Source organism: Nitrosospira lacus, from assembly GCF_000355765.4.
GTDB classification, from domain to species: Bacteria; Pseudomonadota; Gammaproteobacteria; order Burkholderiales; family Nitrosomonadaceae; genus Nitrosospira; species Nitrosospira lacus.
The window spans coordinates 620,552-643,918 of record NZ_CP021106.3 but is presented as its reverse complement, the minus strand read 5'-3'; the positions used below and the strand labels follow the sequence as shown (position 1 = coordinate 643,918).

The 23,367-nt window shown below is 53.3% G+C and carries 29 protein-coding genes; 9 read left to right on the top strand and 20 right to left on the bottom strand.

The annotated features are described in order from the left end of the window. Window positions 1-54 precede the first annotated feature (54 nt). Entirely contained in the window at window positions 55-1,398 is a 1,344-nt protein-coding gene (miaB, locus tag EBAPG3_RS02970) for a tRNA (N6-isopentenyl adenosine(37)-C2)-methylthiotransferase MiaB (protein ID WP_004175818.1), read from the top strand. On the opposite strand, the gene EBAPG3_RS14900 is transcribed toward miaB, so the two are convergent. After that, window positions 1,395-1,646 carry a hypothetical protein gene (locus tag EBAPG3_RS14900; RefSeq protein WP_151898851.1) on the bottom strand — a complete coding sequence of 84 codons (252 nt, stop codon included), beginning with the start codon at window positions 1,644-1,646 and terminating at the stop codon, window positions 1,395-1,397. The genes miaB and EBAPG3_RS14900 overlap by 4 nt on opposite strands. Window positions 1,647-1,707: 61 nt before the next feature. Here EBAPG3_RS14900 and EBAPG3_RS02965 point away from each other — a divergent pair, with 61 nt between their 5' ends. The 7 genes from EBAPG3_RS02965 to EBAPG3_RS02935 all read left to right on the top strand — a co-directional run bounded on the left by EBAPG3_RS02965 (window position 1,708) and on the right by EBAPG3_RS02935 (window position 7,466). Then, window positions 1,708-2,685 carry a PhoH family protein gene (locus EBAPG3_RS02965; RefSeq protein ID WP_004175822.1) on the top strand — a complete coding sequence of 326 codons (978 nt, stop codon included), beginning with the start codon at window positions 1,708-1,710 and terminating at the stop codon, window positions 2,683-2,685. After that, entirely contained in the window at window positions 2,669-3,178 is a 510-nt protein-coding gene (gene ybeY / locus EBAPG3_RS02960) for an rRNA maturation RNase YbeY (protein ID WP_004175824.1), read from the top strand. Before EBAPG3_RS02965 ends, ybeY begins: the two co-directional genes overlap by 17 nt. A gap of 75 nt (window positions 3,179-3,253) precedes the next feature. Continuing rightward, on the top strand, window positions 3,254-4,096 hold the full coding sequence (locus tag EBAPG3_RS02955; protein ID WP_004175826.1) for an HlyC/CorC family transporter: 843 nt from the start codon (window positions 3,254-3,256) through the stop codon (window positions 4,094-4,096). A 31-nt stretch (window positions 4,097-4,127) separates the two neighbouring features. Then, the gene (locus tag EBAPG3_RS02950) at window positions 4,128-4,643 is read left to right on the top strand and encodes an inorganic diphosphatase (RefSeq protein ID WP_040851644.1); all 516 of its coding nucleotides are present in this window, start codon (window positions 4,128-4,130) and stop codon (window positions 4,641-4,643) included. A 123-nt stretch (window positions 4,644-4,766) separates the two neighbouring features. Next, on the top strand, window positions 4,767-6,692 hold the full coding sequence (locus EBAPG3_RS02945) for an ATP-binding cassette domain-containing protein (protein ID WP_004175828.1): 1,926 nt from the start codon (window positions 4,767-4,769) through the stop codon (window positions 6,690-6,692). A gap of 91 nt (window positions 6,693-6,783) precedes the next feature. Further along, complete coding sequence (locus EBAPG3_RS02940; RefSeq protein WP_040851588.1) at window positions 6,784-7,113, top strand: c-type cytochrome; 330 nt, start codon at window positions 6,784-6,786, stop codon at window positions 7,111-7,113. Window positions 7,114-7,139: 26 nt separating this feature from the next. Then, the gene (locus tag EBAPG3_RS02935) at window positions 7,140-7,466 is read left to right on the top strand and encodes a c-type cytochrome (protein ID WP_004175831.1); all 327 of its coding nucleotides are present in this window, start codon (window positions 7,140-7,142) and stop codon (window positions 7,464-7,466) included. Between the two features lie 352 nt (window positions 7,467-7,818). Here EBAPG3_RS02935 and EBAPG3_RS02930 read toward each other — a convergent pair whose 3' ends face one another. Genes EBAPG3_RS02930 through EBAPG3_RS02915 form a run of 4 tightly spaced genes read right to left on the bottom strand, consistent with a single transcriptional unit; the run spans window position 7,819 to window position 10,679 of the window. Next, window positions 7,819-8,247: a DUF1841 family protein gene (locus EBAPG3_RS02930; RefSeq protein ID WP_040851590.1), complete on the bottom strand. Its 429-nt coding sequence runs from the start codon at window positions 8,245-8,247 to the stop codon at window positions 7,819-7,821. 32 nt (window positions 8,248-8,279) lie between these two features. Beyond that, a complete protein-coding gene (nth, locus tag EBAPG3_RS02925; RefSeq protein WP_004175833.1) occupies window positions 8,280-8,912 on the bottom strand; it encodes an endonuclease III in 633 nt (210 codons plus the stop codon). Window positions 8,913-8,961: 49 nt separating this feature from the next. Continuing rightward, window positions 8,962-9,636: an electron transport complex subunit RsxB gene (gene rsxB, locus EBAPG3_RS02920; protein WP_173844499.1), complete on the bottom strand. Its 675-nt coding sequence runs from the start codon at window positions 9,634-9,636 to the stop codon at window positions 8,962-8,964. Then, a complete protein-coding gene (locus EBAPG3_RS02915) occupies window positions 9,633-10,679 on the bottom strand; it encodes a quinone-dependent dihydroorotate dehydrogenase (RefSeq protein WP_004175836.1) in 1,047 nt (348 codons plus the stop codon). The genes rsxB and EBAPG3_RS02915 overlap by 4 nt, the downstream gene beginning before the upstream one ends. Window positions 10,680-10,961: 282 nt before the next feature. Between EBAPG3_RS02915 and EBAPG3_RS02910 the strand changes: the two genes are divergently transcribed. Further along, a complete protein-coding gene (locus tag EBAPG3_RS02910; protein ID WP_004175840.1) occupies window positions 10,962-11,897 on the top strand; it encodes a tetratricopeptide repeat protein in 936 nt (311 codons plus the stop codon). 48 nt (window positions 11,898-11,945) lie between these two features. On the opposite strand, the gene EBAPG3_RS02905 is transcribed toward EBAPG3_RS02910, so the two are convergent. The 15 genes from EBAPG3_RS02905 to EBAPG3_RS02835 form a co-directional block, all read right to left on the bottom strand. Beyond that, window positions 11,946-12,692: an arginyltransferase gene (locus tag EBAPG3_RS02905; RefSeq protein ID WP_040851597.1), complete on the bottom strand. Its 747-nt coding sequence runs from the start codon at window positions 12,690-12,692 to the stop codon at window positions 11,946-11,948. Further along, the gene (aat, locus tag EBAPG3_RS02900; RefSeq protein WP_004175843.1) at window positions 12,676-13,374 is read right to left on the bottom strand and encodes a leucyl/phenylalanyl-tRNA--protein transferase; all 699 of its coding nucleotides are present in this window, start codon (window positions 13,372-13,374) and stop codon (window positions 12,676-12,678) included. The genes EBAPG3_RS02905 and aat overlap by 17 nt, the downstream gene beginning before the upstream one ends. 141 nt (window positions 13,375-13,515) lie before the next feature. After that, a complete protein-coding gene (queC, locus tag EBAPG3_RS02895; RefSeq protein WP_004175846.1) occupies window positions 13,516-14,202 on the bottom strand; it encodes a 7-cyano-7-deazaguanine synthase QueC in 687 nt (228 codons plus the stop codon). A gap of 54 nt (window positions 14,203-14,256) precedes the next feature. Next, a complete protein-coding gene (queE, locus tag EBAPG3_RS02890; RefSeq protein WP_004175853.1) occupies window positions 14,257-14,949 on the bottom strand; it encodes a 7-carboxy-7-deazaguanine synthase QueE in 693 nt (230 codons plus the stop codon). A 41-nt stretch (window positions 14,950-14,990) separates the two neighbouring features. After that, a complete protein-coding gene (gene ybgF, locus EBAPG3_RS02885; RefSeq protein WP_004175854.1) occupies window positions 14,991-15,860 on the bottom strand; it encodes a tol-pal system protein YbgF in 870 nt (289 codons plus the stop codon). Window positions 15,861-15,862: 2 nt separating this feature from the next. Next, entirely contained in the window at window positions 15,863-16,381 is a 519-nt protein-coding gene (gene pal, locus EBAPG3_RS02880) for a peptidoglycan-associated lipoprotein Pal (RefSeq protein ID WP_004175855.1), read from the bottom strand. A 40-nt stretch (window positions 16,382-16,421) separates the two neighbouring features. After that, a complete protein-coding gene (gene tolB / locus EBAPG3_RS02875; RefSeq protein WP_004175860.1) occupies window positions 16,422-17,720 on the bottom strand; it encodes a Tol-Pal system beta propeller repeat protein TolB in 1,299 nt (432 codons plus the stop codon). A gap of 49 nt (window positions 17,721-17,769) precedes the next feature. Beyond that, window positions 17,770-18,591: a cell envelope integrity protein TolA gene (tolA, locus tag EBAPG3_RS02870; RefSeq protein WP_004175861.1), complete on the bottom strand. Its 822-nt coding sequence runs from the start codon at window positions 18,589-18,591 to the stop codon at window positions 17,770-17,772. Window positions 18,592-18,599: 8 nt separating this feature from the next. Continuing rightward, window positions 18,600-19,019: a protein TolR gene (tolR, locus tag EBAPG3_RS02865; protein WP_004175863.1), complete on the bottom strand. Its 420-nt coding sequence runs from the start codon at window positions 19,017-19,019 to the stop codon at window positions 18,600-18,602. A 20-nt stretch (window positions 19,020-19,039) separates the two neighbouring features. Then, window positions 19,040-19,726, bottom strand: coding sequence for a protein TolQ (gene tolQ / locus EBAPG3_RS02860; protein WP_004175865.1), 687 nt, complete (start codon window positions 19,724-19,726; stop codon window positions 19,040-19,042). Continuing rightward, a complete protein-coding gene (gene ybgC, locus EBAPG3_RS02855) occupies window positions 19,723-20,142 on the bottom strand; it encodes a tol-pal system-associated acyl-CoA thioesterase (protein ID WP_004175866.1) in 420 nt (139 codons plus the stop codon). Before ybgC ends, tolQ begins: the two co-directional genes overlap by 4 nt. Before the next feature lie 144 nt (window positions 20,143-20,286). Continuing rightward, complete coding sequence (ruvB, locus tag EBAPG3_RS02850) at window positions 20,287-21,327, bottom strand: Holliday junction branch migration DNA helicase RuvB (RefSeq protein WP_004175869.1); 1,041 nt, start codon at window positions 21,325-21,327, stop codon at window positions 20,287-20,289. 93 nt (window positions 21,328-21,420) lie between these two features. Further along, window positions 21,421-22,008, bottom strand: coding sequence for a Holliday junction branch migration protein RuvA (gene ruvA, locus EBAPG3_RS02845; RefSeq protein WP_004175871.1), 588 nt, complete (start codon window positions 22,006-22,008; stop codon window positions 21,421-21,423). After that, on the bottom strand, window positions 22,005-22,523 hold the full coding sequence (gene ruvC, locus EBAPG3_RS02840) for a crossover junction endodeoxyribonuclease RuvC (protein WP_040851603.1): 519 nt from the start codon (window positions 22,521-22,523) through the stop codon (window positions 22,005-22,007). Before ruvC ends, ruvA begins: the two co-directional genes overlap by 4 nt. 34 nt (window positions 22,524-22,557) lie before the next feature. Beyond that, a complete protein-coding gene (locus EBAPG3_RS02835; RefSeq protein WP_004175875.1) occupies window positions 22,558-23,283 on the bottom strand; it encodes a YebC/PmpR family DNA-binding transcriptional regulator in 726 nt (241 codons plus the stop codon). Window positions 23,284-23,367 lie beyond the last annotated feature (84 nt).

Here is a 23,367-nt window from a genome sequence, read left to right as displayed (position 1 = left end):
CACGCATCGGCAGCGGCATCCTCAGGATAAATTAATAAGGCTCCCGGTACATTCATGGTAAAAAAACTTTACATCAAAACCTTTGGTTGCCAGATGAACGAGTACGACTCGGATAAAATGGCGGACGTGCTGCATGCTGCGCAAGGCATGGAGAAAACCGACAATCCCGCCGATGCCGACGTAATTCTGTTCAACACTTGCTCAGTACGAGAGAAAGCCCAGGAAAAAGTATTTCACGATCTCGGACGTGTCAGGCATCTGAAAAAATCCAATCCCAATCTGCTCATCGGCGTGGGGGGTTGCGTCGCCAGCCAGGAAGGGGCTGAAATCGTGAAGCGCGCGCCATATGTGGATCTGGTATTTGGTCCGCAAACCCTGCACCGGTTGCCGCAATTGATTTCGGCACGTCATGCTACCGGTCGTCCGCAGGTGGATATCTCCTTTCCCGAAATCGAAAAATTCGATCATCTGCCCCCCGCACGGTCCGAAGGCGTGACTGCCTTCGTTTCCATTATGGAGGGGTGCAGCAAGTATTGCAGCTTTTGCGTGGTGCCTTACACGCGGGGTGAGGAAATCTCGCGCCCTCTGGACGATGTGCTGGTGGAAATCGCGAGACTGGCAAATCAGGGAATCAAGGAAGTGACGCTACTGGGGCAGAACGTGAACGCATACCGAGGGGCGATGGAGCATGCGGAAGAAGGTGAAATTGCGGACTTGGCGCTGTTGCTTGAATACATCAGTGAAATTCCCGGTATCGAACGCATTCGTTACACAACGTCCCATCCCAGAGAAGTCACTTCGCGGCTGATTGATGCCTATATGAAATTGCCGAAGCTGGTAAGTCATTTGCATTTGCCGGTTCAGTCGGGCTCGGATCGGATACTGGGGGCGATGAAACGTGGCTATACCACGCTGGAATATAAATCCATCATTCGCAGGCTCCGCGCCGCCCGCCCTGATATTTCCCTTACATCCGATTTTATTATCGGCTTTCCCGGTGAAACCGAAGCCGATTTCGAAGCGACCATGAAACTGATTGAAAACGTAAACTTCGATGATTCCTTCAGCTTCGTTTATAGTCCGCGCCCCGGCACGCCCGCCGCGGGGCTGCTTGACGATACTCCCTACGAAATCAAATTGGAGCGCCTGCAACGCTTGCAGGGGAAGATCGAACAGCAGGCGCAAGCCATCAGCCAACGCATGATTGGTTCAATACAGCGCGTTCTGGTGGAAGGTGTATCCAAAAAGAACGCCGACGAGCTTTGCGGGCGTACCGACAACAATCGCATGGTGAATTTCCCGGGAGATCCGGTAAAAGTCGGTCATTTTATGAATATCCAAATTACCGCCGCGCTATCCCATTCATTGCGGGGTGAAATCTTAAATGCTGAGTGCTAGCAGCCTGCCGGACTTGATGAATTAAAGCAAAAAATAATGGGTAAGAACGGATTTTGAAGGCCCATAGTTTTTCTGCCACTCAAAAAGTGGTGAAATGTCGGCTGATCAGACGCTTTTGCAGCTAGTTTTCCTTCAAATCGGGCAAACTGCTGACTTGGATATTTCGCCAGCCCGGCCCGAAAATTATCTCGAGCAGCATGGGCAATGGCATATGGTGAATAGTATTGAAATCCGGTTTGTATCTTCATTTCTTGCAAAGCGCGCTGGTCACTGCGAGAATTAAGCCCTTACAATCGCTGCACCGAGCCTTTGAAACCCCAGCCTGTCGAAATCTCATTTTCACCGATCGATAATCAGCGCCTTGCCAACCTGTGCGGGGCGCTTGATGAGAATCTCAAGCAGATCGAAACCGTGCTTGATGTCATTATTGCACGCCGGGGAGAGCATTTCAGTTTGCATGGCAAATCGGCCCAAACCGCGCTTGCCGCAGAAGCGCTGCGAAATTTTTATAGTCAGGCGCAACATCATCTGGGTATCGAGCAAATTCAATTGGGCTTGATCGAGGTGATGAATCCTCATCCTTCGGTAAAGGCCACCGTCGACACCAGGTCAAAAGAACCGGCCGTGCCGGTGCTGATTACCCGGCGCAGCGATTTGCGCGGCCGGACGCCGCGTCAGATTCAATATCTGCAACAAATCCAGAAGCATGACATTACATTTGCCATTGGTCCGGCCGGCACCGGCAAAACGTATCTTGCTGTGGCAAGCGCGGTCGACGCGCTTGAACGCGACATGGTGGCGCGCATTGTTCTGGTGCGCCCGGCGGTGGAGGCGGGCGAACGTTTGGGTTTCCTGCCGGGTGATCTGGTGCAGAAAGTGGATCCCTATTTGCGCCCACTCTACGATGCACTTTACGATCTGATGGGATTTGATAAAACCGGCAAACAGTTCGAGCGCAACGCAATTGAAATTGCACCGCTGGCTTTCATGCGCGGACGCACCTTGAATCAGTCGTTCATCATTCTTGATGAAGCGCAAAATACGACTCCGGAACAGATGAAAATGTTCCTGACCCGTATCGGCTTCGGCTCCAAGGCAGTGGTGACCGGCGATGTCACGCAGATTGATCTGGCCAAGCATCAGAAAAGCGGCCTGGTAGAGGCCAAGCAGGTTCTTGGAAAGGTGCGCGGTATCTCCTTTACCTATTTTGGTGCTGAGGATGTGGTGCGACATCCGCTCGTACAAAGAATTGTAAACGCCTACGAGAAATATGAAAAACAGGAGTAGCGTTTCCAAGCTTTCCGAAGGGGTTACTCACAAGGAAGCCAAGCTGAAATTGACAACCCAATACGCAACTCGCGACAAGAATGTTCCGGCCCGGTCGCAATTCCGCAGGTGGGTCAAAGCTGCGCTGATGCAAGATGCCGAGATTGTGCTGCGCATTGTGGATGAAGCAGAGGGTCACAATCTCAACCGGGATTTCCGCGGTAGAGATTGCGCTACCAACGTGCTGACTTTCGTATATAGCGATGTTCCACCTCTGTCCGGCGATGTCGTGCTGTGTGCCCCCATCATGGAAAAGGAAGCGGCGCAGCAGGATAAAACTCTGGCAGCACATTATGCCCACCTTACCGTGCATGGCGTTTTGCATCTGCAGGGCTATGACCATGACAGTGATGCCGGCGCAATGATAATGGAGAAGCTGGAGACCGATATTGTCATGAAGCTGGGACATGACGATCCTTACAAAGATACTGGAGGGAACGCTGAAGAACCCTGATTCTGAACGGAATGGCTTCCTTATCCATGCCACCCTCGATTAACCTACATCTTATCTATTAACCGGCACATTAATATGGATGATCCTCCCAAACCTGGCTGGCTCGAGCGCGTCAGTGCTTTGGTTCTGCGCGAACCTGGAGACCGTGAGCAGCTGGTGGCATTACTGCACTCCGCCTATGAGCGAAATCTGTTTGATTCCGATGCGCTGAACATGATCGAGGGGGTAATACAAGTATCTGAAATGCGGGCACGCGATATCATGATCCCGCGTTCGCAAATGGATGTCATCGACATCAGCGAACCTCCGGACAAGTTTATTCCCTTGATTATCGAAACCGCTCACTCGCGCTTTCCTGTCATCGAAAATGATAAAAATAATGTGATCGGCATCCTATTGGCAAAAGATCTGCTGCGTTATTATGCCAGCCAGGAAGAGTTCAACGTGCGTGAGATGCTGCGACCGGTGGTATTTATTCCGGAATCCAAGCGCCTCAACGTGTTGCTCAAGGATTTTCGCAGCAGCCGCAATCACGTAGCCATCGTTGTGGATGAATACGGGGGCGTGGCGGGGTTGATAACCATCGAAGACGTACTGGAACAAATCGTCGGCGATATTGAGGACGAACACGATTTTGACCAAGTAGAAGACAACATCGTACCGGATCCCGGCGGCGGTTACCGGGTGAAAGCCGTGACCGAAATCGCAGATTTTAATGAAAGGCTTGGAGCGGAGTTGAGTGACGTGGACTACGATACTATCGGTGGCCTGATACTGAATAAATTCGGCAGGCTTCCCAAACGTGGTGAATCGGTTACCGTTGGCGCTCTCAAGTTCATTGTGTTGCGCGCCGATAGCCGCAGATTGCATACCCTGCTGGTGGAGAAAAATGAGGGTGAGGTCCGGGAGTCCGGTTGAGAATACGACAAACGTTGAGGGGATTCAGACCGTGAGTGCCACGGATTGCTATCCCCCACACGCAGACCAGGGGACGCCGCCCGAACCCCCGGTAGTGGAGGTGGTAATCGAGGTTCCGCGAGGCAGCTTCCTTAAACGTGGCTCCACGGGCAGCATTGATTTTATCTCACCCTTGCCATGTCCCTTCAACTACGGCTCTGTACCGAGTTACGTGGGCCTCGAGGGTGACCTTCTCGATGCAGTGGTGCTGGGTCCACGCCTGCCGTATGGTACACGGATACGAGTCAAGGCCTGGGGAGCCGTAATTTTGACAGACCGCGGCATGACGGACGACAAGCTCATCTGCAGTAATCATTCTCCAGACCTCCTGCAACGCCGGCGAGTCATGCAATTTTTCCATTTCTATGCGAGGTGCAAGGGGTTGTTGAATATCTGGCGCAGCCGGCCGGGACGCAACGCGTGCGAGGGGTGGTGCGGCGCAATTCAGGCGCTCGCTCGCGCGCGGCCGCGAGACGGTATGTGGCAGGGGCCACCGCTTGACTTTTGATGAAGCCCGCTCCGTCAGCGAACAAGGCATACCCCGATACCGAAGAATAGATTTTGCCAAGGCGTGTCAAGCATGGCAGAATTGCGCCCCCTGTTAATTATGCTGAAATAGCGCTTCCCCATCATGCCTCTCCTCACTCTCGAAAAAGTCAGTCTGGCTTTCGGACATCATACATTGCTTGATCAGGTGGATTTGCAGCTGGATTCCGGCGAGCGTATTGGCCTGATCGGCAGAAATGGCGGCGGCAAGTCAAGCCTGCTGCGCATTCTGGCGGAAGAAAGCAAGGCGGACGATGGCAAAATCTGGCGTGCGCCCGCCTTGAGACTGGCTTACGTGCCGCAGGAGCCGGAACTGGATGCGGCTCTCACCGTATTTCAGGAAGTCTCCAAGGGATTAGGTGCGGTCAGTCAAACATTACTCGATTACCATGCAGTTTCTCATGCCTTGAGCGACGGCACGGGAGATACCGGCGCACTTCTTTCTCGTCTACAGGATTTGCAAACCGAGCTGGAGACCCAGGATGGATGGCGTATTCAGGGAAGGGTGGAAACCGCCATTGACAAACTCAACCTTCCCACCGATGCGTTGATCGGACAGCTTTCCGGCGGGCTAAAAAAGCGGGTTGCACTGGCCCGTGCGCTTGTGATATCTCCCGACGTGCTGCTGCTGGATGAACCGACAAACCATCTTGATTTTCTCTCTATCGAATGGCTGGAAGGACTACTTCGAGATTTTATCGGAAGCGTACTGTTTGTTACCCATGATCGCCGCTTTCTTAATAACGTGGCAACGCGAATTATCGAACTCGATCGCGGAAATTTAACGGTTTTTCCCGGTAATTTTGCTGAATATCAACAGAAGAAAATGGAGTTGCTGGAAGTTGAAGCCACTCATAATCAAAAATTCGACAAAGTGCTGGCGCAGGAAGAAGTGTGGATACGCAAGGGGATCCAGGCGCGCCGTACCCGGAATGAGGGGAGGGTGCGGCGGCTGGAAACGTTGCGGCTGGAACGTGCCGCTCGCCGCGAACGGGTGGGAACCGTTCGTCTCAACGTCGACGAAGGCGCGAGATCAGGCCGGATGGTCGCCGAGCTGGAACATGTCAGCAAAAGCTACGGCGATAAAATCATCATCGAAGACTTTTCCTGCCGCATCCTGCGTGGCGACCGCGTAGGGTTGCTGGGGCCCAATGGTGCGGGAAAATCTACCTTACTCAAGCTGATACTGGGTGAGTTGCAGCCTGATGCGGGAAACGTACGGCAAGGGACCAAGCTCACGGTCGCCTATTTTGATCAGATGCGCGAACAATTAGATGAGGAAGCGACACTGATCGAGACGATTAGCCAAGGCTCCGATTTCATCGACATCGGCGGGATAAAGAAGCATGTTATCAGTTACCTGGAGGACTTCTTGTTTGCACCCGCGCGGACGCGTTCGCCCGTAAAATCGCTGTCTGGCGGAGAACGCAACCGGCTGCTGCTGGCAAGGTTGTTCACCCGCCCGGCTAACATACTGGTCCTGGATGAGCCGACGAACGATCTGGATATCGAAACACTGGAGCTGCTTGAGGTATTGCTGCAAAACTATTCCGGCACACTGTTCCTGGTAAGCCATGACCGGGAGTTTCTTGATAATGTGGTAACCCAGGTAATCGCATTCGAAGGCAATGGCATACTACGTGAGTACGTGGGGGGCTACGAAGATTGGGTCCGGGCAAAAAGCCATTTGAAAACAGCAATAAAGCCACAAACGACCAAACCACGATCTCCTATCTCGACCGAGAAAATGCAAGAAACGGTCACCCGCGTCAAATTGGGTTACAATGAAACGCGCGAACTTGACGAGTTACCCGCAAAAATCGAGACTCTGGAACGCGAGCAAGCCGATATTACCCGCCACTTATGCTCCCCGGATATCTACCGTGACTACCCGGAGGAGGCCAAATCCCTGCAGGAGCGCCTTGCTGTCATTGAGGCGGAACTCATGAAACATCTCACCCGGTGGGAAGAACTGGAAGCGAAACAATCAGCACCAAGACAAAAAAAGTAACAATAAGTTCACATACATCCTGCTATTTTATTCGTTGACCAGGAATGACACATCGTTTAGAGTCGCTCTTTTTGAAAAGAGGGCACTTATAATGAAACGACCAGCAATTGTGAATATATTTGCATGGGGTTTGCTTCTGGCATTTGCCGGCGCCGCTCATGCAGCCGGTGACCCGGTAGCGGGAAAACAGAAAAATGCCATGTGCGTCGGCTGTCATGGCATAGAAGGATACCGGACATCCTATCCCACGGTATATAACGTCCCGCGAATCGGCGGCCAGCATGCGGAATACCTGGTCAAGGCGCTCCAGGCATATAAAACGGATGCCCGCAATCATCCCAGCATGAAGGGCATCGCTGCCACCCTCTCCGACCAGGATATGGAAGACTTGGCTGCTTATTATGCAGGTTCCGGAAAATAATTTATTTATTACGCAAGGAAGGCCTTATGAAAAATTTTGTTATTGCCGCGGTGAGCGGTGCATTGCTTGTGATTTCCGGTCATGGGATAGCAGCCAATATCGAGGCTGGCAAGAAGAAGGCGGCTGAGGTTTGCGCTGCGTGTCACGGCCCTGATGGCAACAGTCCCGCCCCAGCTTTCCCGAAGATTGCCGGACAGCATGCAAGCTATGTTGAAAAATCCCTGAATGAATATAAATCAGGTGCCCGTAAAGATCCCATAATGGCAGGCATGGCTGCGGCGTTAAGCAAAGAAGACATTGAAAATCTGGCGGCCTATTTTGCTACTCAATCTGGTCTGAAAACCAAATATTGATTGGGAGCCTGAATAGATACCAGGCGGCCCGCGCGACGCCTTTGCGAGACAGGGCACGCGAACGGTGACGGCGAAAGTGGCGGACCTTCCGCGCCAAGCCTTCTGACAAAGCCGACCACCCTTTTGTGCGGCTCAAATGAGCGGCTAAATCTGACGCTCATTTGAGGCTTATGGTGTTGCGCTTCTTGGGATCGTAGTTAAGTATGGTCTTCATCGTATGTCTTGTGGGTATTCTTGTTTAGCCGCAATACGCTCCACGGAAGTCCGGAAGCTCCAGCGAACAGGAAGAACTTTTTCCTGTCCGCTCACCAGTGTGCAGATAAACAAGATCGCGCGACTCATCAAGTACGGATCAATTACCCCACCGATCCAGGCATTCGAAGTAAACCGTTGCATCCAGCGCTGATCGGCTGCGTTGCGCTTGCCAGATCATTTCCGCCAGACACTCCATCACTTGATGCATAACGGCATGTTCATCGCCGGTCTTGGTTAGCAATCGCTCAAATCGCTGGCGAATTCCCGCAGGCTGGTCTATCGAAAGTTGTTCCCTGATGGCGATATGCATGCTCATATGCAGAAAAGGATTGGTATCGCCCATTTCGGGCAAGTAATCCTTGTCTTGATAATGCTCTATGTCGTCAAGCAGGGTATGGTATTCCGGATGCTGCAAGATCACCTCAAGCGCCATGCCTTCCATCGCGGAGAGCATCTCTCGCTCCCTGTATTTTTGCCAGGTATCGAAGAAAAATTGGCGCGCTTGTTCTCTTGAGGGATTAAACATTCAAGACGTAACCAAAACAGGGATGTTTTTCATCAAAGATTTTTGTCCTTGTACTCGCACAAATCATTAATGATGCATATGGCACATTTCGGTTTCCTCGCTACGCATACATAGCGTCCATGCAAAATGAGCCAGTGGTGGGCATCGTGGCGGAATTCTCTTGGAATGCACTTCAGGAGTTTCAGTTCCACTTCGAGTACGGTTTTGCCGGGTGCGATTCCCGTTCGGTTGGCGACACGAAAAATATGGGTATCCACTGCGATAGTGGGTTCACCAAATGCAGTGTTTAGTATTACATTGGCGGTCTTACGTCCCACGCCAGGCAATTTTTCCAGTTGCTCTCGAGTTTGGGGCACTTTGCTACCGTGGTCCTCAATGAGCAGAGTGCAAGTCGCCAGAAGGTTCTTTGCTTTAGTTTTATATAGGCCGATGCTCTTGATGGCATCCCGCAATCCTGCTTCACCCAGGGCGAGAATTTTCTCCGGTGTATTGGCCTTGAGAAACAATTTCCGGGTTGCCAGATTCACGCTCTTATCGGTGGCTTGAGCGGAGAGCACCACCGCTACCAGCAACTCGAATGGGGAGTCGTATTCCAACTCGGTGGTGGGATGAGGATTAACCGCCTGGAAGCGGGTAAAAATTTCGCGGCGAATGGTTGAATTCATATATTTTTGGGGAAATAGCTACTACGATTAGTACTATTAGGCTCTTCAGTTATCCGTCAGCCTTGGCACGTTCCAATACAGCCTGGATGGCAGCTTTCTTCAAATCACCGTTTGAGGAGCCATTTACGGATTTCACTACTCCGTTTTTTTGTGCAAGCCTTTCTTCCTGTTCCTGCTTTTCACGCTCAAGCCTTTTTAATCTGAACCGGTAACGCACACGTGCGCGATCGGCGGCTTTTCTTTTCTGGTCCTCGTACGTCAGCGAATCATCGAGCAGGGCATAAGGGTCAGCCCAGATGCTGCTGCCCGGCTGCTTAAGGGGAATCATCTTGATGCAATCCACCGGGCAGGGCGCGACGCACAGTTCACAGCCGGTACATTCCGCGGCGAGCACAGTATGCATTTGTTTGGCCGCGCCCACGATGGCATCGACCGGACAGGCCAGGACGCAAAGTGTACAACCAATACAGACTTGCTCGTCGATAACCGCTACCGCCTTCGGCTTTGCCACGCCATGTCGGGTATCTAGCGGGAGTGGTTTCACTCCCAGCAGCTCCGCCAGTTTGTGTATCCCTCGCTCCCCGCCGGGAGGGCACTGGTTAATATTGGCGCGGCCTTCCACAATGGCTGTCGCGTACGGTTCACAACCAGAGAAGCCACATTGACGGCACTGTGTTTGCGGCAGGATGGCATCGATATCCGCTATCAGCAAATCTCTGCTCATCCCGAACCCGGGCATAAAAGATCTGGCACGGACGATGCGCAGAGCGCACGAGCAACTTCACTCACGAGCTGGGGGCCACGATAAATCAGGCCGCTGTAAATCTGCACCAGGCTTGCGCCCGCGTCGATTTTTTCCTTTGCATCCGCCGCGCACATGATGCCGCCCACGGAGATGATGGGTATCGCCCCTTGCAGTACACCATGCAGGTGGCGAACAACCGCGGTGGCACGTTCTCTAAGCGGAGCACCGCTTAACCCACCCTTCTCGCTGGCGTGAGGCAATGCTTCCACACCAGTCCGGGAAAGCGTGGTGTTCGTGGCGATAATGCCGTCAATCTGATGTTTCATCAGCAAGGCCGCGATGGACGCGATTTGCGGCGGCTCAAGATCGGGAGCAATCTTTACCGCCAGGGGCGTGTATTTGGCGTGTTCGTCGGCGAGTTCCATTTGCTTCGATTTCAACAGTCCCAATAAATGATCCAGCTCCTCGGCATTTTGCAGTTGACGAAGATGGGGCGTGTTAGGGGAAGAAATGTTGACGACAACATAGCCTGCATGGCGATAGATCTTGCTCAAGCAAATCAGATAATCATCTGCGGCTCGTTCCACCGGCGTATCGAAATTTTTGCCGATATTAATACCGAGTATGCCATAGTAATTTGACCGCCTGACATTCGCCACCAGATTGTCCACACCCTGATTATTGAAGCCCATGCGATTGATAATGGCGTTTGCCTCAGGGATGCGGAACAAACGTGGCCGGGGATTTCCCGGCTGGGGGCGAGGTGTAACGGTGCCAATTTCAATAAAACCGAAGCCGAGCGACGCAAGCGCCTCAAGATGCTCACCATTCTTGTCCATTCCGGCGGCCACTCCGACGGGATTGGGAAAATCCAGACCCATGACGTTGCGCGGCTGGCAAGGTATCGGGCCACCGGTTAGCAGTCCAAGCCGGTGAACTTTCTCAATCGCATTGAACGTAGCACGATGCGCTGTTTCGGGATCGAGACTGAATAGCAACGGACGGATCAATGAATAGAGCATGGTCCCATTTTAACCCGGAACTATAGTGAGCCTGCTAAACGATTATTCTGGGATGGGTGACAACGATCGAAAAACGGTGTCTACCGAAAGGAGTCGGGGCATTGCACCTCGGGTAATATGTAAAGAGATCTTGCGTGGGATATATTGCCGCAATCCACGGGATCTATTCAGAGTATCCTTGGTTACATCCGATCCGGCTATTTCTGCTCATGTTTATGGATATCATCGCGGATTATTCACTATCTTCACTATCATCCGCGGGGTTTTTAGGGGGACGCACTTATGAAGCAGGTTTTTTTTTCTCTTGTTCTCGTTCTGCTGACCCTTGGCGGGTACGCCCGTGCCGCTGAGGAATGGGAGATGCTCAATTCGGAGGTAGAATCACTTTATCAGCAGGGGGACTATGCCCGTGCCACTGCAACCGCGAAGAAGGCGCTGCAAACAGCCGAACAAATCCGGAACCCTGATCATCCTGACGTGGCCACGAGTTTGAATAGCCTTGCCTTGTTGCATAATGCACAAGGTCAGTATACGCAGGCTGAGCCGCTTTTCAAACGCGCACTGGCTATTTTTGAGAAATCCTTTGGCCCGGAGAGCCCGGAAGTCGCTGCAAGCCTGAATAATCTTGCAACACTGTACAGAAATCAGGAGCGATATACGCAGGCCGAGTCGCTCTATCAGCGTGCATTGGCAATTGATGAAAAAACCCTCGGCCCGGATCATCCCAATGTCGCCATAAGCCTGAATAACCTGGGTCAGCTATATCAAGCCCAGGAACAGTATGCGCAGGCCGAGCCGCTTCTCAAACGCGCGCTGGCAATTTTAGAAAAGGCTCTCGGCCCGGATCATCCCAATGTCGCCATAAGCCTGAACAACCTGGGTCAACTATATCAGGCCCAGGAACAGTATGCGCAGGCCGAGCCGCTTTATAAACGTGCATTCATCATTTCAAAAAAAGCGCTTGGCCCGGATCATCCGAACGTGGCACTCAGTCTGAATAACCTGGGAGGATTGTATAGAGACCAGGGGAAATTCCCGCATGCTGAGCCTCTTTTCAAGCGCGCACTAGCTATTTCTGAAAAAACGCTTGGCCCGGATCATCCAAATGTTGCGACGAGCCTTGAAAATTTGGCGCAGCTATATCGTGATATTGGCTACGCAAGCAAAGCAGCGCCTTTGGAAAAACGTGCGGCAGCCATACGGAAAATGCAGCGATAGAACTGCTATCAGACGCCTGCTTATCGTTGAGCCCAACATCGACAGTTTCTATGTGCGACCTCTGTCTTGTACATTGCTCAACGGCCCCCATTGTCCATCAGTCAGGCCTTGTAACGGCCCAAAGCCGGCTTTGTAGGCCATTTTCCGGCTTTCCTTGATCCAGTAGCCGAGATAGAGATAGGGGAGCCGTAGTGTGAGACACTGCTGCGCCTGCCACAAGATATTGTAGGTACCAAAGCTCGCCCCTGGCACATCCGGATCGAAGAAGGTATAGACAGATGATATACCATCCGGCAATTTGTCGATGATGCTGACCATGCGCAGCTGTCCGTTTTCGTGAAACTCGACCAATCTGGAATTGACATTGCTTGGCAACAAAAAATGACGGTATTGTTCGCGACTGTCGCGATCCATGCCCCCGCCGTAGTGGCGCCGCATCTGATAGCGCAGATAGAGTGCGTAGTGGTCGGCGTGATAATACAGATCGTGTTGCGTTGCAACCAGGTGCTGGTGCCGTTTCCAGGAGCGGCGATGAGCACGCCTGAGAATCAATTCGTCAACGACGATCCGCACGGGCACGCAGGCGCGACAATTATCGCAGTAAGGACGATAGGTAAAGGCACCACTCCGGCGGAAGCCGGCCTTCACCAATTTGCCATAGACGCCTGTATCGATCAGGTGACTGGGAGTCGCCACCTGGGACCGCGCCAATTTCTCCGGTAGATAGCTACACGGATAGGATGCGGTAGTGTAAAACTGTAGTACCGATGAAGGCAGATCATTCAATTGGCTCATGATCAAAGCACCATTTTTCAACTTGCTCAGTGTAGTTTACCAATTCTTTTAATTTCTGACCAAATTCGTGCCGGGAAATTTCACGTCCGCCGAGAGAAGCGAGATGTGCGGTTTTCATTTGGCAGTCAATCATGTGGAAATCCCGGCGCTCCAGTTGTCTTACCAGATGCACGAATGCGATTTTGGAAGCGTTCGAGATCCGGGAGAACATCGATTCGCCAAAAAATACTTTCCCCAGGGCAACACCATATAACCCACCCATTAATTCGCCACGCATCCACACTTCGACGGAATGCGCCACTCCCATTTCATGCAACGCAGCATAGGCTGAAATCATTCCCGCATGAATCCACGTCCCGGGCTGGTCTCCGCGTGGCGCGGCGCATGCCTGCATGACCTCTCTAAAAGCGCTATCGACACGAATTTCATAGTTGCTTTTCTTCAGCGTTTTTCTTAGCGATCGAGAAATTTTAAGCTCGCCCGGAAACAGCACCATGCGCGGATCCGGGCTCCACCATAGAATAGGCTCTCCCTCGTTAAACCAGGGAAAGATTCCACAGCGGTAAGCTTCGATCAGACGCTGTGGCGAGAGATCGCCACCTGCGGCAAGCAAGCCATTGGGCTTGAGAAGTGCGGAGTTCAACGGGGGAAAACGAGATTCAGGAGTAAGCCAGGGAATCATACGGAATGGAATGACCTGTACGAATTATCATCGCAATTCTCAGGTTTGCAGCTATCAATCAAATTGAATGCGGTTTTTACCGAAAACGGACTGGTGGACAAAAGTCTTGTGAATCATATCATTAAAATTAAATACAGGGCCTCAGCCGCCCGATCCGAATTGATAACGTGTCACATCCGGCACATTCGCTGATTCAAACCCCGCCTGGCGTAATCGGCATGAATCGCATACACCGCAGGCCAATCCGGTGTCATCCGCCTGATAACAGGATACCGTCAGGCTGTAATCCACGCCCAGTGAAATTCCCAGCAGAATAATCTCCGCCTTCGACAAATTGATAAGTGGTGCGTGAATGCTCAGCCTGGCGCCCTCAATTGCAGCTTTAGTGGCCAGATTCGCCATTTTTTCAAATGCCGCGATATATTCCGGCCGGCAATCCGGATAACCCGAGTAGTCCACCACATTAACGCCAATAAAAATATCGCGGCTTTTGATTACCTCGGCCCAAGCCAGGGCAAGCGATAGCATGATGGTATTCCGGGCGGGGACGTAGGTGACGGGGATTCCCGCTTTCGTTCCTTCGGTAGGCACGGCAATGAATTCATCGGTGAGCGCCGATCCGCCGATCTCGCCCAGATCGACTTTCATGGTTTTATGCTCACGAGTGCCGAGAAACCGGGCCGTTGTCGCCGCTGCCGCCAACTCCGATTCATGGCGCTGTCCATAGTCCACGCTCAAAGCATAACATTCATATCCGCGACTGCGAGCGATGGCAAGCGTAGTGGCGGAATCCAGTCCGCCGGATAAAAGCACCACAGCCTTTGTCATAAGGTGGCAGGTGGCGCTAAGAATCCGGGTTTGCGAAGTGCTTCCGCCTGCTTCTCATCGCCCCGGCCCCTCACCCCACAACAGCTTGTGCAGCTGGATCTGGACCCGTACCGGCAGACGGTCGCGTAGCACCCATTCCGCGAGCGTTGCGGGATCAAGCTTGTCATAAACCGGTGAGAACAGGATGGGACAAATGAGATCCAGCTTACGCTCACGTATGGCTTCAACCGCCCATTCATAATCCGCTTCATCGCATAATACAAACTTGACTTCATCGTGGCGGGTAAGATGATCGAGATTGGACCATTGGTTTTTTTCCACTTCGCCCGAGCCAGGTGTTTTGATGTCCAGGATTCGGGAAACACGCGCATCCACCCTGGAGATATCCAGGGCGCCACTGGTTTCAAGCGAAACCGAGTAACCGGCATCGCACAGTAGCCTGAGCAATACCAGGCATTCCTTCTGCGCCAGGGGCTCGCCACCCGTGACCGTAACATAATGGGGCACATAGCGGGCAACCTCTGCCAGAATGGTGGAAATTGACAGGCTCTTACCCCCGTAGAACGCATATCCGGTGTCGCAATAACCGCAACGGAGCGGACATCCGGTAAGACGCACAAATACCGTGGGTAATCCGGCGCGGCTGGTCTCTCCCTGCAGGGAAAAAAATATTTCGCTGACGCGTAAATTTACCGCATCAGCAGGTTGCGTAATGGAGTGCTGCAATGGAAAAGGGGTATGAACCATCTAAGAACGGTACGCCATTACCACGAAAGGATCCTGGTGCACTACTTTCTAGTGGCCAGCCGCTGCTTGGCTTTTTGTGCCGCGTCGCTCCCTGGATATCTGGCAATAAGATTTTCCAGGGTTTTCTTGGCAGCAGCTTTTTGATTCATTTCCTGCTGGCTACTGGCAATATTGAGCATCGCATCAGGAGCCTTGGAGCTGGCGGGGAAAGCGGCGATCAGTTTTTCCTGAGTATCGATGGCGTTCTTGAAGTCACGCTTCGCGTAATAAGCATTACCGGTCCAGTAATGAGCGCTCGGTACAAGACTGGATCCGGGGTAATTTTTGATAAATTGCTTGAACTTTGAAATGGCCTCTTGATACTTGGCATTCCTGAACAGGCTGTAGGCAGCCTCATAGTCACGGCTTTCCGTGGTTTCCGTGGGTGCAGCACCTGCCGCAGGTGGAACCACCGCAACAACCCTGGCCGGAGCCTCAACGGTTGGTTCCGGTGCGACCTCAGACCGGGTAGCTGGTGCCGCAGGAGATTCCGGAGGTGGGGATTCCGAAGCGGCGGATTCTTCCGGCTGTTCTATCCGCCTTAATCGGCTATCCAGATCAATGTAAAAATCCTTTTGCCGCTTCTTTGCCAACTCGTTCTCGTTGACCAGTACTTCGATCTGCCCCTGCAGTTTATTCAGGTCGAGCCTGAGAGTCTCGATCTGATTATGAAGTTCCAGCAGCGGTTGATCATTGAGGGCTGCCTCCAGTTTGACGAGGCGCGTTTCCAGCGTCCGCCCCTGATTGCGCAGATCTTCAATCAATGTCTGCTGCGTAGCAATCTGCTTGCGCGCTTCCTGGTCGTCGAACAGCCCGGCGTAACTTGAATTACAACCGATCAGGAACAATAACCAGAAAGCGCGCAACCGCACCGTTACTCGCCCTGATAGCGGATATCAGTGCGGCGGTTCTCCGCCCACGAGGATTCGTCATGACCTGTTGCCCGTGGTTTCTCTTCGCCCAGGCTGACAGATTCGATCTGGGATTCCTTGGCGCCTGACAACGTCATGGCGTTCCTTACCGCGTCGGCACGGCGCTGACCCAGTGCGAGGTTGTACTCCCGGCTGCCGCGTTCGTCGGCGTTGCCCTGCAATAGCACTCTGGCATTTCCGTTCTCGCGCAGATACTGGGCATGGGCCTGTACCAAAGATCGATATTCATCCTTCACGACATAGCTATCGAAGTCAAAGTAGACGCTGCGTTTGGAGAGGATATTGTTTGGATCGGTAAGCGGGTTCAGGTTGGGTACGGCCCCGGTTGTAGGACCGCCGCTTTCCACCGCCCCCGACTGGGTGCCGATGGACTTGTCCTCCACTTCAGCGGAGGGCTTCGTACTCTGGCTGGAGCATGCCACCAGCAAACTGATCAATAACACGCCAAATATGTTTTTCATGGGCATTCCTTTATAGTTGAACTAAATATCGGATTCGGAACTACTGCAGCCTTGGCAAAGGACCCCACGCCGGTTCTCGTACATCACCGGCTTGCGTTGAAAGCTGCTGTCTTGTTTTGCCATCACTTGATACCGCAGATAATATACCACGGCCTTTTACCTCGGTTGCATACAAAATGATTCTGCCATTGGGCGCGAAACTGGGCGACTCATCGAATTTCGAATCGGTTAGCAGTTGCACCTGCCGGGTTGCCAGATCCTGTGTCGCGACATTGAATCTATCACCATTGCGATGAATAAAAGTAAAGCTTTTTCCATCGCGGCTGTATTCGGGACTGACGTTATAGCTACCCTCGAAGGTAAGGCGCTCCGCCATTCCGGATGGACGTCCCGTTATTTGCATACGATAGATTTGCGGACTGCCGCCACGATCGGAAGTAAAAATGATCGACTGGCCATCGGGCGAAAAACTGGGTTCGGTATCGATTCCGGAACTCTGGGTGAATCTTTGCAAGCCGCTGCCATCGGTGTTAATCAAAAAAATCTGCGAACCACCTACCAGTGATAACACCACTGCCAGTCTCTTTCCGTCCGGCGACCAGGCCGGTGCGCTGTTGCTCCCCCTGAAATTCGCCACTGCCTTGCGCGTCCGCGTGGCAAGGGTCTGGATGTAAACCACCGGTTTCTTGTTCTCGAAGGATACGTAGGCCAGTTGCTTGCCGTCCGGTGACCACGCGGGCGAAATAATCGGCTCGGTATATTCGATCACCGGCTGGGCGTTAAACCCATCGGCGTCCGCTACCTGCAAAGAATATCTTTTACCGTCTTTCACCACATAGGCGATACGTGTGCTGAATACCCCCACATCACCGGTCAGTTTCTCATAAATCAGATCCGCTATCCGATGCGCGGCGGCACGCAACTGTCCTGCAGGAACGGTTTCAGTATAGCTGGCCAATTGCACCTGTTTTGCGACGTCCAGCAGACGGACGCGCACGGCCACCTGTCCGCCGGGCAGGGCTGTAGTGCTGCCGATAACCAGTGCATTGGCACCGCGATTGATCCATTCTGAATAAACGACCTCGACCGGTTCGTGTGGCGCAAGACCCGCTGGATCAATCATTCTGAATAAGCCACTGCGCTGTAAATCTGCGGCCACCACCGGTGTAATGCCTTGATTGAGCCTTTCTTCCGCGGCGAAGGGAACAATAGCCACAGGAATCTGTGTCGCGCCCCCGCCAAAAATCTCGATGTCGAGCGCGGCATGGGCAGGCGCACCGATCAACCACAGGAACAAGACAAGGATATACGGGGAAAATTCAGGCGAGCGAATCTGCATGGAAATAGCTCTCAAGGAGTTCGCGATAGTACCGTGGAGTATACCTCAGTCATTCGCGATAATGTACCTTGAGGCTTAAATTACGGAATTTTGGAAACATTGCGGGGTCGGGCGGCAAGGGGAGCGGCTTGGCCAGAAAGATGGCGCGTTCCACCGCACTGTCAAAGGCGGCAAACCCGCTGCTTCTGCGCAATTTGACATCGAGAATGTCGCCCCCAGGCAGCAGGGTAACGTCGAATTCCGCCACCGGGTTTCCTGGCAAATCGGGCGGCATGATAATATGGCTTTTGATTTTAGCCAGTATTCTGGCCTTGTATTCCGCTATCTCGTTTCCTTGGCGGGACTGCGCTGCCGCCTGCGCCTGAAGCTTGTTTCGCGCTTCCTGCTCTCGCTGAAGCTGCTCTATTTCAGCGGCCACCCTTGCCTGCTGGTCCTTCAATTCCTTTTCTTTCTGGGCCTTCAGGTCTTGCTCTTTCTCTTTTTGAGCTTTCAGTTCTTTTTCTTTCGCCTCTTTTTGATCTTTTTGTGCCGGTTGCTTTTTTTCTATGGGTTTGGGCTCAATCTTTTCCTTGAGGGCGATATCAGGCTTGGGGGGCGGTGGCGGCATCTTTGGCTCCGGCGGCAACGGCTTTGCGTCGGGCGGCGGCTGGACCGGCTTGGGCACCGGCGGAGGTGGCGTTGCTTTGATCACCGGTGATTGTTCCGGCTGAGGCAGATTACTCCATAAATCCACCATCATGGGTTCCGGCGGATAGGTTTTCCAGTTGAGGCCAAAAATCATGAACGCAAAAAAAATGATATGCACCAATACCGCCAGCACGCCTGCCGGTACACGCCCTGGCTCAATGTGCGAGGAACCTCGCAATGCCATCCCGCTCATCAAGATTTCGGCCTGGCCAGCAGCCCCACCTTCTTTACCTGCTGCTGTTGTAAAATGTCCATCACATTCGTCACTTCCTCGTAACGCACACTTTTGTCGGCGGCAATCACCACTGCCTGCTCAGCGTTTTGCGCCTGCTTCCGTTTGATTGCCTCGACCAGCTCCGTCCGGCTGACCTTTTGTTCGCCGCCCGACGTGGCACGGTCGTGCAATCTCAGGCTGCCGTCGGCTTTTATGATCACTTCCAGTGGCGCAACAGGGGGCGTGAGGGATTTGCCAATTTGCGGCAATTCAATCTGACCGGGGCTGATAAGCGGCGCCGTAATCATGAATATCACCAGCAATACCAGCATTACGTCGATGTATGGCACGACGTTTATCTCGTTCATCAGACGGCGTTTGGCGCGGCGCTCAGTCACAATATCCGTCCTCTGAAATCCTATCCGGTTGCCTGCCGCTGTAACACATTGGATAACTCTTCCATGAAGCTCTCGAAACGGGTCGCCAGCCGGTCTATGTTATTAGCATAACGATTATAGGCGATGACCGCGGGAATCGCCGCGAACAAGCCCATCGCAGTCGCTATCAATGCTTCCGCAATGCCCGGTGCGACATGAGCGATGGTAGCCTGGGTTACGTTGGACAAACCCCGGAAAGAATTCATGATTCCCCAGACGGTACCGAACAGGCCGACGTAAGGGCTTACCGATCCTACCGTCGCCAGAAAGGAAAGGTGCGATTCAAGACTGTCCATCTCCCGCTGGTATGTGGCCCGCATGGCCCTGCGGGTGCCGTCCATCACCGTGCTGATATCCATCCCCGGCTGGCGCTTGTGTTTGATGAACTCGCGGAACCCCGCCTCAAAAATCCGTTCCATGCTCCCTGCCGTATGGCGCGAACTGGCGGCGCTTTGGAAGAGCGCATTGAGATCGGGACCTTTCCAGAAAACATTCTCGAATTCATCGCTCTGCTTCATTGCCTGACGGATGACAAACAGCTTGCGAAAGATGAACCACCAAGACAGAAATGAAGTCACCAGCAACAGCGCCATCACCAGCTGCACCGGCAAGCTGGCGCTGCTGATGAGGTGAAAAAGGGACATATCCTGCGTTACCGATGCGCTCATGCGAATTTTCCAAGTTTGTGGCGCAGCGGCGCTGGCACGCTCACTGGCTTGAGACTGTCGGCACCCACGCATACCGCATGGACAGTGGCACCGGCCAAGGTGACAGTACCACGCAGTATATGTTGGGAGAGTGTTATGCGGCTTCTGCCCAACTCTGTAGGCTGCACGGCTACCTGTAAAGAATCGTCCAGCAAAGCGGGTTTGAAGTATTCGATATTGAGCGAACGTATCATGAAAATAACCTTGTGAACCTGAATCAGCGAATGAATATCAAATCCCAGTTCCCGCAGCCATTCGTAGCGGGCCCGCTCCATGAAATCAAGATAAGTGGAATGATAAACCACTCCGCCCGCATCGGTGTCCTGATAATAGACCCGGACAGGCAGGGTGAAAATAGTCTTGCTCGAATTAACCATGAATGAGCCGCTTTCCGCTGCTGTTCTCATACTTTCAAAAAATTGCGAATCTGAATTTGAAAACAAAGGTGCCGGAATGAAATAAATAGAATGAATCCCTGATTATTCCTACCGATTCCAATGTTCTACCGAGGATCACTATTGCTATTGATCTTCCCACAGCTCTCCGCTCAACCCATTCTTTGGCAGCGCCATGCCGAAATGCCGATAGGCGATGACCGTGGCCATGCGGCCGCGCGGCGTGCGCTTCATGTAGCCCTGCTGGATCAGGTACGGTTCCAGCACATCTTCAATGGTGCCACGCTCTTCACTGATGGCGGCAGCGAGATTATCCACGCCCACCGGTCCCCCACCGAATTTTTCCATGACGGCCAGCAGCAGCTTTCTGTCCATCACGTCCAGGCCAAGGAGATCCACATCCAGCATGATCAATGCCGCGTCAGCCACCGGCCGGGTGATGTAACCGTCGGCTTTGACTTCAGCGAAATCGCGCACCCGCCGCAGCAGGCGGTTGACAATGCGCGGCGTGCCACGCGAGCGGCGCGCGATTTCCAACGCCCCATCCGTCGAAATTTCCACATTCAGCAACCCCGCTGAGCGCGTCACGATTTTTGTCAGCTCTTCCACGGTATAAAACTCAAGCCGCGAAATAATGCCAAAGCGGTCACGCAATGGGTTGGTCAGCATGCCCGCGCGCGTGGTGGCGCCCACCAGGGTGAATGGCGGCAAATCGAGCTTGACCGATCGTGCCGCGGGGCCTTCGCCGATCATGATGTCAAGCTGATAATCCTCCAGCGCGGGGTAAAGAATTTCTTCCACCACCGGAGAGAGACGGTGGATTTCGTCGATGAAGAGCACGTCGTTGGGCTCAAGATTGGTCAGCAGCGCCGCCAGATCGCCGGGGCGCTCCAGCACCGGGCCGGAAGTCTGACGCAGGCTCACGCCCATCTCTCTGGCAATAATGTGGGCAAGTGTGGTTTTGCCCAAGCCAGGTGGACCAAACAACAGCACATGATCAAGCGCTTCCCGGCGCCGCCTTGCTGCTTCGATAAATATCTGCAACTGCCCGCGAATTTTTTCCTGACCGACATATTCGCTCAGATGCTTGGGGCGCAGCGCTCGCTCCAGCTCTTCTTCCTGAAGAGAAACGGATGCGGAGGCGATTAATCGATCGGTTTCAATCATTCAAATTATGCAATTGCAATTCGCCCGATGTGGCTTGATTGCATATGGCAGGTAAATTCATGAGGGCAGGCTTAACCTTGGAACTCAGTTAAATTACTTTTCTTTCGATAGAAGTTTCAATGCCTGGCGTATGCCATCGGATACGGCAACGCCTGCGGGTAACTGCCGCGTCGCCCAATTGGCTTCCCGGTCATTATATCCCAGAGATAACAAGGCATTGAGCACGTCGCTGCTACCCATTGACGTTGGCATTCCTCCCCCAATGGGGCCCGTCATGCCGGCATTGAGCTTATCGCGCAACTCCAGCAATAAGCGTTCGGCGGTTTTTTTTCCGATACCGGGGATCTTGATCAGCCGTCCGCTATCCTGAGCAGCCACCGCTTGCTGCAAGTCGGCTACGCTCAGGCCGGACAGCAAAGCCAGCGCGGTTCGCGCACCGACACCGGAGATTTTTACAAGCTGGCGAAAGGCTTGCCGCTCCGCTTCGGTGGCGAAACCAAAAAGCAAATGCACGTCTTCGCGCACTACGAGATGAGTATGCAGCGTGATTTGCGCGCCGATGGCGGGCAGGTTATAGAACGTGCTCATCGGTACATCAATTTCATATCCCACACCCTGCACGTCAACCAGCACCAGTGGCGGCAACTTTTCCACCAGCAGCCCTTTAATCCTGCCGATCATACCAGCCGCCCTCGTTTCATGCGGTAGCCCGCTGTCGAAATTCCCCCCAGCCCCAGTCCGCCATGGGCATGGCAAATCGCGCAGGCAAGCGCATCCGCTGCATCGGGGCTGGGGCTGCCGGCGAGCTGCAGCAACCGCTTCACCATATCCTGCACTTGTTCTTTTTTCGCATGACCTTTGCCGACAACCGCCTGCTTGATCTGCAGCGCGGTGTATTCGGCCACAACGAGATTATTCAGCACTGCGGTGCAGATCGCGGCCCCCCGCGCCTGTCCCAGCATCAACGTGGATTTCGGATTGACATTGACAAATACTTGTTCCACCGCGACCTGATCGGGACGGTGCTGCACGATGACTTCATTTAGATGGTCCATGATGGACTTCAGACGCGACGGGAGCTCACCGTCCACTGTCTTGATACAACCGCTGCCGACATAGGTCAGCTTGCTGCCGGTTTTATCGATGACCCCGAACCCTGTAATGCGCAAGCCGGGGTCTATGCCAAGAATACGGATTTATGGACTCCTTTTTCACCCGCAGAATAAGAATCTATTCATCAATTACCGCCGTCGTATAGACTTCCTGCACGTCGTCGATATTTTCCAGCGCATCCAGCAGTTTTTGCATTTTCACCGCCTCGTCACCTGTCAGCGTGGATTCACTGGCCGGTTTCATTGTCACTTCGGCGAGCTCCGCCTTGAAACCGGCTTTCTCCAGCGCCGCCCTGACGCCGACAAATTCATATGGCGCCGTAATGACTTCGATACTGCCATCGCTGTTGCTGATGACATCTTCCGCACCCACCTCCAGCGCTGCTTCCATTAGCTTGTCCTCACTGGTACCGGGCGCAAAAAGCAGTTGCCCGCAGTGTTTGAACATGAACGCGACCGAGCCGTCGGTGCCGAGGTTGCCGCCGTACTTGGTGAAGGCGTGGCGTACATCCGCGACCGTGCGCACGCGGTTATCAGTCATGCAATCGACCAGTACGGCCGCACCGGCGATACCGTAACCTTCATAACGTATCTCTTCATAATTCACGCCCTCCAGATCGCCGCTGCCGCGCTTGATTGCACGCTCGACGTTGTCCTTGGGCATATTCTGCTCGTAAGCCTTGTCGACAGCCAGACGCAACCGCGGATTACTGTTGGGATCGCCCCCGCCGAGCCGCGCGGCGACGGTAATTTCCTTGATGAGCCGGGTGAAAATTTTGCCGCGCTTGGCGTCCTGCGCGGCTTTCTTGTGCTTGATATTCGCCCACTTGCTATGACCGGCCATGATACGTATGCCCTTATGTCTCTTTGTTGAAGTGGATGCAATGTTACCATCCCGCATGCCGTGGATAAAGCGCGGGGAAAGCGT

Coding starts and splice junctions, on each gene's coding strand:
- miaB (WP_004175818.1), top strand. CDS start 55: ATGGTAAAAAAACTTTACATCAAAACCTTTGGTTGCCAGATGAACGAG.
- EBAPG3_RS14900 (WP_151898851.1), bottom strand. CDS start 1,646: ATGAAGATACAAACCGGATTTCAATACTATTCACCATATGCCATTGCC.
- ybeY (WP_004175824.1), top strand. CDS start 2,669: ATGAAAAACAGGAGTAGCGTTTCCAAGCTTTCCGAAGGGGTTACTCAC.
- EBAPG3_RS02955 (WP_004175826.1), top strand. CDS start 3,254: ATGGATGATCCTCCCAAACCTGGCTGGCTCGAGCGCGTCAGTGCTTTG.
- EBAPG3_RS02945 (WP_004175828.1), top strand. CDS start 4,767: ATGCCTCTCCTCACTCTCGAAAAAGTCAGTCTGGCTTTCGGACATCAT.
- EBAPG3_RS02940 (WP_040851588.1), top strand. CDS start 6,784: ATGAAACGACCAGCAATTGTGAATATATTTGCATGGGGTTTGCTTCTG.
- EBAPG3_RS02935 (WP_004175831.1), top strand. CDS start 7,140: ATGAAAAATTTTGTTATTGCCGCGGTGAGCGGTGCATTGCTTGTGATT.
- EBAPG3_RS02930 (WP_040851590.1), bottom strand. CDS start 8,247: ATGTTTAATCCCTCAAGAGAACAAGCGCGCCAATTTTTCTTCGATACC.
- nth (WP_004175833.1), bottom strand. CDS start 8,912: ATGAATTCAACCATTCGCCGCGAAATTTTTACCCGCTTCCAGGCGGTT.
- rsxB (WP_173844499.1), bottom strand. CDS start 9,636: ATGAGCAGAGATTTGCTGATAGCGGATATCGATGCCATCCTGCCGCAA.
- EBAPG3_RS02915 (WP_004175836.1), bottom strand. CDS start 10,679: ATGCTCTATTCATTGATCCGTCCGTTGCTATTCAGTCTCGATCCCGAA.
- EBAPG3_RS02910 (WP_004175840.1), top strand. CDS start 10,962: ATGAAGCAGGTTTTTTTTTCTCTTGTTCTCGTTCTGCTGACCCTTGGC.
- EBAPG3_RS02905 (WP_040851597.1), bottom strand. CDS start 12,692: ATGAGCCAATTGAATGATCTGCCTTCATCGGTACTACAGTTTTACACT.
- aat (WP_004175843.1), bottom strand. CDS start 13,374: ATGATTCCCTGGCTTACTCCTGAATCTCGTTTTCCCCCGTTGAACTCC.
- queC (WP_004175846.1), bottom strand. CDS start 14,202: ATGACAAAGGCTGTGGTGCTTTTATCCGGCGGACTGGATTCCGCCACT.
- queE (WP_004175853.1), bottom strand. CDS start 14,949: ATGGTTCATACCCCTTTTCCATTGCAGCACTCCATTACGCAACCTGCT.
- pal (WP_004175855.1), bottom strand. CDS start 16,381: ATGAAAAACATATTTGGCGTGTTATTGATCAGTTTGCTGGTGGCATGC.
- tolB (WP_004175860.1), bottom strand. CDS start 17,720: ATGCAGATTCGCTCGCCTGAATTTTCCCCGTATATCCTTGTCTTGTTC.
- tolA (WP_004175861.1), bottom strand. CDS start 18,591: ATGGCATTGCGAGGTTCCTCGCACATTGAGCCAGGGCGTGTACCGGCA.
- tolQ (WP_004175865.1), bottom strand. CDS start 19,726: ATGAGCGCATCGGTAACGCAGGATATGTCCCTTTTTCACCTCATCAGC.
- ybgC (WP_004175866.1), bottom strand. CDS start 20,142: ATGGTTAATTCGAGCAAGACTATTTTCACCCTGCCTGTCCGGGTCTAT.
- ruvB (WP_004175869.1), bottom strand. CDS start 21,327: ATGATTGAAACCGATCGATTAATCGCCTCCGCATCCGTTTCTCTTCAG.
- ruvA (WP_004175871.1), bottom strand. CDS start 22,008: ATGATCGGCAGGATTAAAGGGCTGCTGGTGGAAAAGTTGCCGCCACTG.
- EBAPG3_RS02835 (WP_004175875.1), bottom strand. CDS start 23,283: ATGGCCGGTCATAGCAAGTGGGCGAATATCAAGCACAAGAAAGCCGCG.